Genomic DNA, 12,335 nt, shown 5'->3' with positions numbered 1-12,335 from the left:
AGGCCGGACATGATCAAGCAAAGCGTATTGAAGCCTGAAAACGCCGCCTTCCGTGAAACCGTACCGGCAGGCGAGTATTTTCTGAAAGTGGTGAAAGCCGGCGAGACCGTGCGGATCCTGGATCTGGAAGGCAACCAGGCCGCCGACACCCTGTTTTACAACGCCCACAATCCGACCGAACGCTACAGCGCCGTCGACACCATCCGCGAGCAGGGCAATGTCTACCTGACGGCTGGCTCGAAGCTGATGTCTTCTGAAAACAACGTGATGCTGGAAATCACCGCCGACACCTGCGGCCGTCACGACACACTGGGCGGCGCCTGCGCGGCGGAGAGCAACGCCACGCGTTATGCCCTCGAGAAAAAGTGCATGCACGCCTGCCGGGACAGCTGGCTGGTGGCCGTCACCGAACATGAAGAACTGGGCATGAGCAAACGGGACATCACCCACAACATCAACTTCTTCATGAATGTCCCGGTCACGGCCGACGGCGGACTCACCTTCGCCGACGGGATTTCCGATGCCGGCAAATACGTGGAGCTGGAAGCGAAGATGGACGTTCTGGTGATGATCTCCAACTGCCCGCAGCTGAATAACCCCTGCAACGGCTGGAACCCGACACCGATCGAGGTGCTGGTATGGAGCTGAGCGGCAGATTCTCAAAGGTCCTGATCGCCAACCGCGGCGCCATCGCCTGCCGGGTTATTCGCACGTTGCGTGACATGGGGCTGACCTCGGTTGCCGTCTACGCCGAAGCGGATTCCGATTCACTTCACGTACGCCAGGCGGACGAGGCGTATTCCCTGGGAGAGGGCCCGGCAGCGACCACTTACCTGGATCAGGACAAACTGTTCGAGGTGATCCGCAAGAGCGGTGCCGGCGCCATCCACCCCGGCTACGGCTTCCTGAGCGAAAACGCCGATTTTGCCCGACGCTGTGACGCCGAAGGCGTGGTCTTCCTGGGCCCGACACCCGAGCAGATGGAGCAATTCGGTCTCAAGCATACGGCACGGTCACTGGCTGAAAGCGCCGGCGTACCACTGCTACCAGGCACCGGTTTGCTGACCAATCTGGAGGAAGCGCTAAAAGCCGCAGACACCATCGGCTACCCGGTGATGCTGAAAAGCACCGCCGGCGGTGGCGGCATCGGCATGTCCCGCTGCTATGGCCCGGATGATCTCAGCAAAAGCTTCGAGTCGGTCCAGCGCCTGAGCCAGAACAACTTCAGCAACAGCGGCGTGTTCCTGGAAAAATTCGTGGAACACGCCCGCCATGTGGAAGTGCAGCTGTTTGGCAATGGCGAAGGTCAGGTGCTGGCACTGGGCGAGCGTGACTGCTCCGCCCAGCGCCGTAACCAGAAGGTGATTGAAGAGGCGCCGGCACCCGGGCTTTCCAACGACGTTCGAACCCGTATGCACGCGACCGCCCGACAGCTGGGCGAGAGCATTGCTTACCGCAGTGCCGGCACCGTGGAATTTATCTACGACCCGGACACTACCCAATTCTACTTCCTGGAAGTGAATACCCGCTTACAGGTGGAGCACGGTGTGACCGAGCAGGTTTATGGCGTGGATCTGGTCCGATGGATGGTGGAACTGGGCGCAGGCACCCTGCCCGACCTGGCAGAACTGGGCAGCAACCTCGCGCCTTCCGGCCACGCCATCCAGGCCCGGATCTATGCGGAAGACCCCAACAAGGATTTCCAGCCCGGCGCCGGCCTGCTCACCAACGTGGCCTGGCCCGAGGACGAGGCCCTGCGAATCGATACCTGGATTCAGCCGGGCACAGAGGTGTCGCCGCTTTATGATCCCATGCTCGCCAAGGTGATTGTGCATGAGGCCGATCGCGAATCGGCCCGCCAGCGGCTGATGCGGGCCCTGGAAAACAGCGAACTCTATGGCATCGAGACCAACCTCAAGTATGTGCGCCAGGTGCTGGACGACCCGCGCTTTGCCGAGGGCAGGCTGTTTACTCGAACCCTCAACGAATTCGATTACCAGCCGGCGACGGTGGATGTGCTCAGCGGGGGCACCCTGACTACCATTCAGGATTATCCCGGCCGCATCGGCTACTGGGAAATCGGCGTGCCACCGTCAGGCCCGTTTGACAGCTATTCCTTCCGCCTTGGTAATCGCCTGCTTGGGAATGCTGAAGGCGCTCCGGGCCTGGAAATCACCCTCAAGGGGCCGGTGCTGACATTCAACCGCGCTACCCAGATTACGCTGACGGGCGCCCAACTAAACGCAACGCTGGACGACGAACCGGTCGCCTTCTGGCAGGTGATAGACGTACCCGCCGGCGCCACCCTGAAACTGGGCGCCACCACCGCCGACGGCGCGCGGGCCTATGTACTGTTCCGCGGAGGGCTGGACTGCCCCGAATACCTGACCTCCTGCAGCACCTTTACGCTCGGCCAGTTCGGCGGCCACTGTGGCCGTGCCCTGCGGGCCGGCGATGTGCTGGCCCTGGCGGAGTCCGAGCCAACCGGCCTGACCGCCCTGCCCGCCGAACTTAAACCAACCATCGGCAAGACCTGGAAACTGCACGTCACCTATGGGCCCCACGGCGCGCCGGACTACTTTACCGACGAAGATATCAACACCTTCTTCGCCAGCGACTGGGAGATCCACTACAACTCCAGCCGCACCGGCGTACGGCTGATTGGCCCGAAACCCCAGTGGGCCCGCAGCGATGGCGGCGAGGCCGGCATGCACCCGTCCAATATCCACGACAACGCTTACGCCGTGGGCACCGTGGATTTCACCGGCGATATGCCGGTGATTCTCGGTCCCGATGGCCCCAGCCTGGGCGGCTTTGTCTGCCCGGTGACGGTCATCAGCGCTGACCTGTGGAAACTGGGCCAGCTGAAAGCCGGTGACAAGGTCCAATTTGTTCCGGTAAGTCAGGACCAGGCCGTGGCCCTGCGGGAAGCCCTCGACGAGTCCATCGCCACCCTGACCGCAGCGACCGCCCATATCAAACCGATCACGCCAACCTCCCCGGTTCTGGCGGCACTCAGTGACGATGAACACGAAACCGGCGTGGTTTATCGGGCCGCCGGCGACAACTACGTGTTGGTGGAATACGGCCCAATGGAGCTGGATATCCGCCTGCGCTTCCGCGCCCATGCACTGATGCTGTGGCTGCGCGAGCAGAATCACGATGCCATTCTGGAGCTGACCCCCGGCATCCGTTCTCTCCAGGTGCATTACGACAGTCAGAAACTGGATCAGCGCACGCTGCTGGATCTGCTGATAAGCGCCGAAAAGGAACTCGAAAAACAGCCCGAATGGGATGTGCCCGCACGCATCGTGCATCTGCCGCTATCCTGGGACGACGAGGCTTGCCAGACCGCCATAGCCAAGTACATGCAGTCGGTGCGCAAGGACGCGCCCTGGTGTCCCAGCAACCTGGAGTTCATTCGCCGCATCAACGGGCTGGACAGCATCGACGAGGTCAAAAAGACGCTCTTTGAAGCGAGCTACCTGGTGATGGGCCTGGGCGACGTTTATCTCGGCGCACCGGTGGCGACCCCGCTGGATCCCCGCCACCGGCTGGTGACCACCAAATACAACCCGGCCCGCACCTGGACGGCGGAAAACTCCGTTGGCATCGGAGGCGCCTACCTGTGCATCTACGGTATGGAGGGGCCCGGCGGCTACCAGTTTGTTGGGCGCACCCTGCAGATGTGGAACCGCTACCGTACGACAGACCTGTTTGAGTCGGGCAAGCCCTGGCTGCTGCGCTTCTTCGATCAGGTGCGCTTCTATGAGGTCAGTGCCGAAGAGCTGCAACAGATCCGCCGGGACTTCCCCAACGGCGACTACCCGATAAAGGTCGAGGAAACCCGCTTCAACCTGAAGGACTACGAGCAATTTCTGGCCGACAACGACGATGAGATCCAGACATTCACTGACAAGCGCAAACAGGCCTTCGACGAGGAACTGCAGCGCTGGATCGAGTCTGGCCAGATCAACTTCAGTTCCGAGGCACCGATCGAGGACACCGGCGAAGACGACATCGCCAATCTGCCAGCGGGCCAGCACGCGGTAGAAAGCCACGTAGCCGGTAACCTCTGGGAGTGCCTGGTCAAGCCAGGCGACACCATCGATGCCCAGCGGCCGGTGGCGGTTATTGAATCCATGAAGATGGAAATCGAATTACTGAGCCCGGTAACCGGACGCGTGGTGGACGTGCGTCGGGAAGCGGGACAGGCGGTCTCGCCCGGAACGCCGGTCGTGATTGTCGAAGAGATTACCGAGTAATGCCAGCAACCCAAAAAAACTGAAGAAAGACCAAACCTGCAAACACGGGCAAGGCCCGAGGAGAGACACCATGAATACACGCGACATCACCAAACGTCTGGCGGCCGGTCTGTTCACGGCCTCCCTGTCCATGGGTGCAATGGCCCAGGAAAAGGACTCCTTCAGCATCGCATGGACCATCTATGCCGGCTGGGTGCCCTGGCAGTATGCCGAGGACTACGGAATCATGAAAAAGTGGGCGGACAAGTACGATATCGAGGTGGATATCGTGCAGGTGAACGACTACATCGAGTCCATCAACCAGTACACCGCCGGCCAGTTTGATGGCGTGACCGCTACCAGCATGGATGGCCTATCGATTCCCGCAGCCTCTGGCGTGGATACCACAGCGCTGATCGTCGGTGATTACTCCAACGGCAACGACGGCCTGGTTTCAAAAGATGCGTCCAGCATCGAAGAGCTGGAAGGCGAAACCGTTCATTTGGTTGAGTTGTCCGTCTCCCACTACCTCCTGGCCCGCGCCCTGACCAGTGTTGGTCTGGAAGAGCGTGACCTGAGCGTGGTCAACATTTCTGACGCTGATCTGGTCTCTGCATTCCAGACTGACGATGTACGTCATGTGGCAACCTGGAACCCGTTGCTGAGCGAAGTGGAAGCCTATCCCGGTGCTACCAAACTCTTTGATTCCAGCCAGATTCCGGGCCACATCAAGGATCTGACGCTGGTAAACACCGAGACCCTGGCCGACAACCCCAAGCTGGGCAAGGCATTGGTCGGAGCCTGGTACGAGACCATGAGTATTCTTGAGTCCGATACTCCAGAGGGTGCGGAGGCGCGGGCATACCTGGGCGAGCTTTCCGGCACGGACCAGGCCGGCTACGAAGCACAGCTGGCAGGCATGAAGATGTTCTGGGAGCCGCAGATGTCGGTGGACTTCATCAACAGCGACGAGGCCTCCGAAGCGATGGACAGCGTGCGTGAATTCTCCTTCGAGAAGGGCCTGCTGGGACAGGGCGCCATGAGCCCGGACTTCGTGGGAATCGAGTTCCCGGACGGTACCATTATGGGTGATGAAGGCAATGTGAAGCTTCGGTTCAACGACAGCTACATGCAAATGGGGGCTGACGGGGAGATCTGAGCAATTATCCTCTAAAACTCTGCTAGGATCGGGCACGATTAATCGTGCCCTTTTTTTGTGGGCTTCGGAGCATGGGTGTGGGCTGATGGCTTCTCCAAAACACGCTCCTTCGGCCCATCCCTGGGGCGCTTGGGCTTCGCCATCCATGGCTCCGCACAGTTTTGGAGAAGCCATCAGCCCACACCCCCATACCCTCAGTGAAGCGTCGAGAAAAAGACCTATGCGCCGTACCAAGGAAGATGCCGAAAAGACACGCCAAACGGTCCTGGAAGCTGCTCTGAAGCTCTTCAGCCGGGACGGATACTCGCTGACAACGTTAAGCCGTATTGCCAAAGAAGCCGGCTGTAGTCGTGGACCAATCTACTGGCATTTCGAGAACAAGGACGATTTGTACGAGGCCGTGCTGGCTTACTCTCAGGAACCGCTGGAAGCCCTGGTCGCGGAGTGTTCAGGCATGCGGGAAACACCCATTGAGGCCATGGACCATTTCATCAAGCGCTGGCTGGGCCTGCTGGCCAATGATCGGAAGTATCGTCAGTCGTTCGAGATTCTGCTGAACAAGACCGAACTGACCGATGCCATGAGCCGGACGCTGAAGCGGGAGCGGGCGTTGACCAGGTCGATTATTACGATGTTCAGGGATCTGGTGGGCCAGGCCGCTGAACGGGGTCTGATCAGTACGCAGGAAGATCCTGAGGATCTGGGGCTTCTGAGTTACACCTATCTGATGGGGATTACCCAGACCTGGCTGTTTGCGCCTAAGCTGTTTTCATTGAAACAGGAGACCGCGTTTTTCCGGCGACAGTTCTGGGTGTTACTGGGCCGAGGCTGAGCGTTCCTGTTCGAGCAACTGCTGCTTTCGATCCAGCCCCCAGCGGTAACCGCCCAGGGAGCCGTCACTGCGCAAGACACGGTGGCAGGGAATCAGCACGGCGATGCGGTTTCTTCCGCAAGCGGAGGCCACAGCTCGCACGGCTTTGGGCTCGCCCAGTCGCTTTGCCAATTCCGTGTAGCTCACGACCTCGCCCTCACGAACACTCAACAGAAGTTTCCAGACCCGTGTCTGGAACGCGGTGCCGCGGATATCCAGAGGTACATCCGGGCGAGGCGTGTTCTGGCTGAGGTGTTTGTCCAGAGCGGCAATCCAGGCATCCAGTTCCGGCGATGCCGTGGCGCCAGAAGGAACCAGTCGGGCCTTAGGAAACTCTCTCTGCAATTGTTCCTGAAGCGCCGCCTCGTCATCCCCGAATTCGGCAAAACACACGCCCTGATCGGTGGCGGCCATCATCAAAAGGCCGAGTGCCGTTTGCCGGCAGGCATGGGTAATGGTTTCACCTTCCCCACCCTTGCCGTAACGGGACGGCGACATGCCGACCTGTCGGTCCGCCTTTCCGTAAACGCGACTGACCGACCCAAAGCCGGCATCGTATATGGCGTCGGTCACCGTTTGACCATGCTTGAGGGCCTGTTTGAATGTCTTCAGCCGCAACGCATCCTGATAGGCCTTTGGCGAAACTCCGAAGGTTTTCTTGAACGCCCTTTGGACATGGGATGCCGAGAGCCCTATGAACGCCGCCATGTCTTCGAGTGTCAGACGCTCATCCGGCCGGCTTTCAATAAACCGCGCCAGCTCGACCATTCTATCGGGCGCACTGGCAGACAATTCCGGTTCGCGGTCCACCGCCGAGCGTTCATTGCGGGCCATGTGATGACTCCTTTATCTGCATCCGACCATTCGTTGAAAGGATGCGCGTTTGCTGCCGGCGCTGCCATCCGTTTCTTGCGGTGATCACACGTGATTAATCAAGCGATTGAATATACGCCTGCAAGGCCCGGGGACTGCAAAGGGTGATCTGTCCGTAGCCCAAGGCGAGCAAGCCCCGGCTTTCGAGGGCCTTGATACGACTATGCACCCCTTGCCGGGTCATGCCCATCATGTTGGCCAGCTGCTCGCGAGTGAGTTTCAGAGCGACCGGTTCCACCGATGAAGTGCGCACGCCCTGGATTTCCGCCAGGAACAGCAAGCGCCGGCCAATCCGCGCGGTCACGCCTCGCAGGGCGTCGTCCTCAATAATCGACATGGCTGACCAGAGTCGCCGGCTGACAAGGTCCAGAGCAATCGGATAGCTCTCAGGGTAGCTTGCCATGAGTTGCCGGAAACCTTCGCCAGGCAACTCAACGATGACAGCTTCCTCGTGGGCCGTCGCTCCATAAACTCTGGGCATACCCGGCGAGAACACCGTATCCCCGAACCAGGAGCCGGCATCAAAGATGATCAGCGTCGCCTCGCGGCCCGCTGCATTTACCGAGGTGATCCGCACGGTTCCGCTGGCAATCACGCAGAGTGTTGACTGCATCGATCCCCGATCATAAATGGGATCATCGGCGCCAAACCGTCGCGTTCTGGCCATGGCCGCTACTTCCCGAAACGCCGTATCCGGGAAGCCCGCCAATAAAGGGCAGGAACGCATCACCGCTTCAACGTCTGGCACCGCCATCAACAATCTCCGAAAACTGGCAAGACAACGCCCCCAAATGTAAACCATTTGACAGTTTGTTGACCATAAATAGGCCTAGACTCGGAGCTGTTCCATTCCAACAACAACCGGACACCCCAGAGGTCACCCGAATGTCTGAACCCTTATCGATTCCGTCCAAGAAAGAACAGGTGAGTGCTGAAGAATGGCAGCTGCGCGTTGATCTTGCCGCCGCCTACCGCCTGATTGCCCTCTACGGCTGGGACGATCTGATCTTCACGCATATTTCCCTGCGGATCCCCGGTGACGAGCACCATTTCCTGATCAATCCTTACGGCATGATGTTCGAGGAAATCACGGCCTCCAGCCTGGTACGCATCGACCAGGAAGGAAACAAGGTCAATCCTGACGATTTCGACATCAACCCGGCCGGGTTCACCATTCACAGTGCCATCCATGCGATTCGTGAGGATGCCGCCTGCGTCATGCACACCCACACCACTGCCGGCGTGGCTGTCTCAGCGCAGAAGGAAGGATTGCTGCCGTTGTCCCAGCAGAGCCTGTTCCCGCTCTCGGGTCTTGCCTACCACGACTACGAAGGCGTGGCTCTGAGGGAAGACGAAAAAGCGCGCCTGCAGGCGGATCTGGGCCACGCCCGTTTCATGATCCTGCGCAACCACGGCCTGCTGACCACCGGGCCCAGCGTAGCCGAAGCCTTCCTGGGCATGTACATCCTCCAGCGTGCCTGCGAAGTCCAGATCCAGGCCATGTCCGGGGGCCAGCCGCTGGTGCAGATTCCGGACGGCATTCTCAGTTCGATCCGAGAACAGGCCAAGCAGGTCACCAAGGGTATGGGCGGCAACCTCGCCTGGCCGGGACTGCTGCGCAAGCTGGATCGCATTGATCCCGGTTTCAGAGATTAATTTCGGAGGAAATACAGCATGAGTGACGTCAATGCGCCCCAGGCGCAGTTCACCCATATGAAAGACGGCACGGCGGAGGACTGGCAGACCATCGCAAAGTCATTCGGACAGTTTGCCAAAGGGCTTCCGGACAGAATCCTGGAGCACCTGAAACTGCTGGAGGGCGATTTTGGCGGTTTTCCGATCGACCGGCTGTCCCATTGCCTGCAGACGGCTACCCTGGCCTACCGGGATGGCAAGGATGACGAATACGTGGTCTGTGCGCTGCTACACGACATCGGCGACACCCTGGGCACCTACAACCACGCCGATGTGGCAGCCGTATTGCTGGAGCCCTTTGTCAGTGAAGCCAATCACTGGATGGTAAAGCATCACGCCATCTTCCAGGGCTACTACTTCTTCCATTACCTGGGCATGGACCGGGACATGCGTAACGAATATCGGGATCACCCCCACTTCGAGCGCACCATCGAATTTGTCAGCAAATACGATTCCCCGGCCTTTGATCCCGAGGGCGAGACCCTGCCCCTCGAGTTCTTCGAACCCATGGTGCGCAAGGTCTTTGCCCAGCCGGTAAAGTCGCTTTACAAGGGCGCCGAAACCGCCACGGAATAAGCCCCGGACGGGCTATCAGAACATCTTCAGGTAACGATCCAATTCCCAGGAAGAGACGTGGTTCTGATAGCTCTCCCACTCGCCTTTCTTGAAGTCGATGAAGCTGTTGAACATGGCTTCACCGAAGACTTCTTTCGCCAGCGGATCGGCCTCAAAGGCCTCCACCGCCTCGCCGAGGTTCCTCGGCAGATACTCGATGCCCTGCTCGGCGATTTCAGCATCGCTGTAGTTGTACATGTTCTCGTGGTGGGGTGCGCCCGCGTCCAGACCTTCACGGATGCCTTCCAACCCTGCAGCGAGAATCAGCGCGCTGCCAAGATAGGGATTGCAGGCAATGTCCGCGGCACGGCATTCGATGCGCCCGCCCATGCCGGGGATCCGGATCATATTGGTGCGGTTGTTGGAGCCATAACACATGAACACCGGTGCCCAGGTGGAACCCGACATGCTGCCCTGGCGAACGAGCCGTTTGTAGCTGTTCACTGTCGGCGCAATCACGGCACTGATGGCCGCGCCGTGTTTCAGCACACCTGCGGTGAAGTGATAGGCGATCTTGCTGATGCCGCAGTTGTGCAGATCGTCGCCCTTGGGCTCGAACAGGTTTTCGCCGGTTTTCAGATCCGCCAGCGACATATTGTAGTGGGCGCCACTGCCGGTGCGGTCGGCAAAGGGCTTGGGCATGAAACTGGCGAAAGCGCCATGTTTGCGGGCAATCTCGTTGGCCATCATCCGGAAGAACACCAGGCGGTCGGACATGGTCAGGGCGTCGGCATATTTGAAGTCGGTTTCAAACTGGCCGTTGGCGTCTTCGTGATCAAACGAGTACACATCCCAGCCCAGCTCGTTCATGGCGTCTACCAGCTCATCCATGATGGGCAGGTTGTCCATGAGCGTGCGGGGGTCGTAACAGGGCTTGCCCAGGTTGTCGCGATCACTCAGCGGGGCAAAGCCGCCATCCTCGGTATCCCGGAACAGGAAGAACTCGGTTTCAATACCGAGATTGAAGCGATACCCCATATCCGCCGCCGCACTCAGCTGACGCCGTAGAATATTCCGGGAACAGGCTTCGAAAGGCGCGCCGTTCAGGAACAGGTTGCCCGGGAACCAGGCCAGTTGGCGATTCCAGGGGCAGATGGCCAGCCCATCGGCATCCGGCATGGAGGCGACCTCGTCGTCGGAGATATCCTGGGGCACGCCATCCAGGGCGGCGCCTGTGTAAAGCTCCGAGCCTTCCATCATTTGCCCCAGGTGAGCCACGGGCACGAACTTGCCTTTGGTCACACCGTGGATGTCCACGTAGCTGGCAATGGCGTATTTCACACCTTCCTCTGTGAGCTTCTCTTTCAGGGCCTGGGTGTTGGTCAATTCCGTCATCCTGTTTTTCTCCGGCCCGTCATGCGGGCAATCAGTTTGGGTTCTGGCACGTTTCTTTCTTTGTTTTTGCCATTCAACATACATGCCAGCGTGTATATATAAGAGCGAAGGCGAGAGACTTCAGGCAAACAGTCAGCCTGAAAGAGAGGGGAAAATGGCGTCGAAGCAATGGCTTGTAGAAGATTACGAAGCAGGTGACCTGCCTCTGACTTCCGGCGAAACGTTGCGCTCCGCGAGATTGCGGTACCACCGCATCGGAGAGCTGAATGCACCAAAAGACAACCTGATTATGCTGCCCACGTACTACGGTGGTGCAGCCGCGGGTAATCACCCGTGGGTTGGAGGCAACAGCCCCCTCGATCCGGAGCGTTACTGCATCGTTATTCCCGCTTTGTTGGGCGCAGGCGAATCATCCTCACCCTCGAACACCGCCGGAGCACAGGGCGGCCCGGGCTTTCCTGCCGTGTCCCTGTATGACAACGTGATGCTACAAAAGCGGTTGGTGGAGGACATCTTCGGAGACGCCCGGATCGCGCTGGTGATGGGCTGGTCCATGGGCGGGATACAGGCGCTGCAGTGGGGCTGTTTGTTTCCGACGCAGGTGCGCGCAGTGCTGGCCACCTGCTGCACCGCGCGGTGCTATCCCCACAACCGGGTATTTCTTGAGGGCGTAAAGGCGGCACTGACCTGTGACCACGCCTTCGAGAATGGCCGCTACCGGACTCCACCCGAACGCGGACTCCGGGCCTTCGGCCGGGTTTATGCGGGCTGGGCTTATTCCCAGGCGTTTTTCCGTCACGAGCTCTGGCGCGAACAGGGTTTTGGCTCCATTGAAGAGCTGCTTCGATTCTGGGAGCAGGATCATCTGGGCCAGGACGCCAATGATCTGCTCACCGTACTGAACACCTGGCAGAACGGCGATATCAGCGACAACCCCGTATTTGGCATGGATTACGAAGCGGCGCTCTCTGCCGTTGCCATGCCTACCCGAATGATGCCCTGCACCACCGATCTCTATTTTACCCGGGAGGACGCCAGTGAGGATGGCCGCCGGATGCCCGGCGCAACCGTGGAATCGCTGGAATCGGACTGGGGCCACGTTGCCGGTGGTGCGGGCCGGGAGGCTGCAAGCCACAATCGCATCCTTGCGGCCGCCCGGGCTTTGCTCGCGGGAAAGTCGTCATGATCGAGCACCCGAACCTATGCCGCACCAACCCGGTGCATATTTTTGCCGATGCCTTTGCCGGGATGACCCGTTTTCGCCCGCTCTTCGGATCTGGCATGCCATCTGCACTGTTTCCGACTGACGGTTTTCAAAAACCCGATCCGTTCAAAGCACTGTTCACAACACCGCAGACAGAGCGACGGACAAAATGGGTGACTAGGGTTCCGGTCCGGGCAGTCAAGATTCCCGGATGGCTGGTCCGAGAGTTACCGACCTCTGGGGAGGTTACACGGCGGGACAAAAGCCCGGGAGACTGAATCGCAAGGGACGCTGTTACCCGCGATTACCTTGCCGTGTTGTGTAACCAGAGGAGACGAT

Annotated in this window: 10 protein-coding genes and 1 riboswitch; of the genes, 7 read left to right on the top strand and 3 right to left on the bottom strand. The window is 59.5% G+C overall.

Annotated elements, in window-relative coordinates; all coding sequences use genetic code 11:
* Positions 1-9 precede the first annotated feature (9 nt).
* The 4 genes from CFB02_RS17345 to CFB02_RS17330 all read left to right on the top strand — a co-directional run bounded on the left by CFB02_RS17345 (position 10) and on the right by CFB02_RS17330 (position 6,235).
* Positions 10-648 (top strand): urea amidolyase associated protein UAAP2, encoded by a 639-nt coding sequence (locus CFB02_RS17345; protein ID WP_088559007.1) that lies wholly within the window; start codon positions 10-12, stop codon positions 646-648.
* Positions 639-4,265 (top strand): urea carboxylase, encoded by a 3,627-nt coding sequence (gene uca / locus CFB02_RS17340; RefSeq protein WP_088559006.1) that lies wholly within the window; start codon positions 639-641, stop codon positions 4,263-4,265. The genes CFB02_RS17345 and uca overlap by 10 nt, the downstream gene beginning before the upstream one ends.
* Before the next feature lie 70 nt (positions 4,266-4,335).
* Entirely contained in the window at positions 4,336-5,403 is a 1,068-nt protein-coding gene (locus tag CFB02_RS17335) for a putative urea ABC transporter substrate-binding protein (RefSeq protein WP_088559005.1), read from the top strand.
* A gap of 220 nt (positions 5,404-5,623) precedes the next feature.
* Positions 5,624-6,235, top strand: coding sequence for a TetR family transcriptional regulator (locus CFB02_RS17330; protein ID WP_088559004.1), 612 nt, complete (start codon positions 5,624-5,626; stop codon positions 6,233-6,235).
* On the opposite strand, the gene CFB02_RS17325 is transcribed toward CFB02_RS17330, so the two are convergent.
* The gene (locus CFB02_RS17325; RefSeq protein ID WP_088559003.1) at positions 6,218-7,108 is read right to left on the bottom strand and encodes a bifunctional transcriptional activator/DNA repair enzyme AdaA; all 891 of its coding nucleotides are present in this window, start codon (positions 7,106-7,108) and stop codon (positions 6,218-6,220) included. The genes CFB02_RS17330 and CFB02_RS17325 overlap by 18 nt on opposite strands.
* A 94-nt stretch (positions 7,109-7,202) precedes the next feature.
* A complete protein-coding gene (locus CFB02_RS17320) occupies positions 7,203-7,901 on the bottom strand; it encodes a Crp/Fnr family transcriptional regulator (RefSeq protein ID WP_088559002.1) in 699 nt (232 codons plus the stop codon).
* 131 nt (positions 7,902-8,032) lie between these two features.
* On the opposite strand from CFB02_RS17320, the gene CFB02_RS17315 reads away from it, so the two are divergent.
* Positions 8,033-8,803 carry a class II aldolase/adducin family protein gene (locus tag CFB02_RS17315; RefSeq protein WP_088559001.1) on the top strand — a complete coding sequence of 257 codons (771 nt, stop codon included), beginning with the start codon at positions 8,033-8,035 and terminating at the stop codon, positions 8,801-8,803.
* Between the two features lie 18 nt (positions 8,804-8,821).
* Positions 8,822-9,418 (top strand): HD domain-containing protein, encoded by a 597-nt coding sequence (locus CFB02_RS17310; RefSeq protein ID WP_088559000.1) that lies wholly within the window; start codon positions 8,822-8,824, stop codon positions 9,416-9,418.
* Positions 9,419-9,433: 15 nt separating this feature from the next.
* Here CFB02_RS17310 and glnT read toward each other — a convergent pair whose 3' ends face one another.
* The gene (gene glnT, locus CFB02_RS17305; protein WP_088558999.1) at positions 9,434-10,792 is read right to left on the bottom strand and encodes a type III glutamate--ammonia ligase; all 1,359 of its coding nucleotides are present in this window, start codon (positions 10,790-10,792) and stop codon (positions 9,434-9,436) included.
* A 154-nt stretch (positions 10,793-10,946) separates the two neighbouring features.
* Here glnT and CFB02_RS17300 point away from each other — a divergent pair, with 154 nt between their 5' ends.
* Positions 10,947-11,978: an alpha/beta fold hydrolase gene (locus CFB02_RS17300; protein ID WP_088558998.1), complete on the top strand. Its 1,032-nt coding sequence runs from the start codon at positions 10,947-10,949 to the stop codon at positions 11,976-11,978.
* A gap of 184 nt (positions 11,979-12,162) precedes the next feature.
* Positions 12,163-12,271, top strand: a riboswitch (guanidine-I (ykkC/yxkD leader).
* The last annotated feature ends 64 nt before the right edge of the window (positions 12,272-12,335 follow it).

This window comes from Marinobacter sp. es.042 (assembly GCF_900188315.1).
Taxonomy (GTDB): Bacteria; Pseudomonadota; Gammaproteobacteria; order Pseudomonadales; family Oleiphilaceae; genus Marinobacter.
Note: the sequence above shows the minus strand (reverse complement) of the source record. Positions and strands in the feature narration are given on the sequence as shown.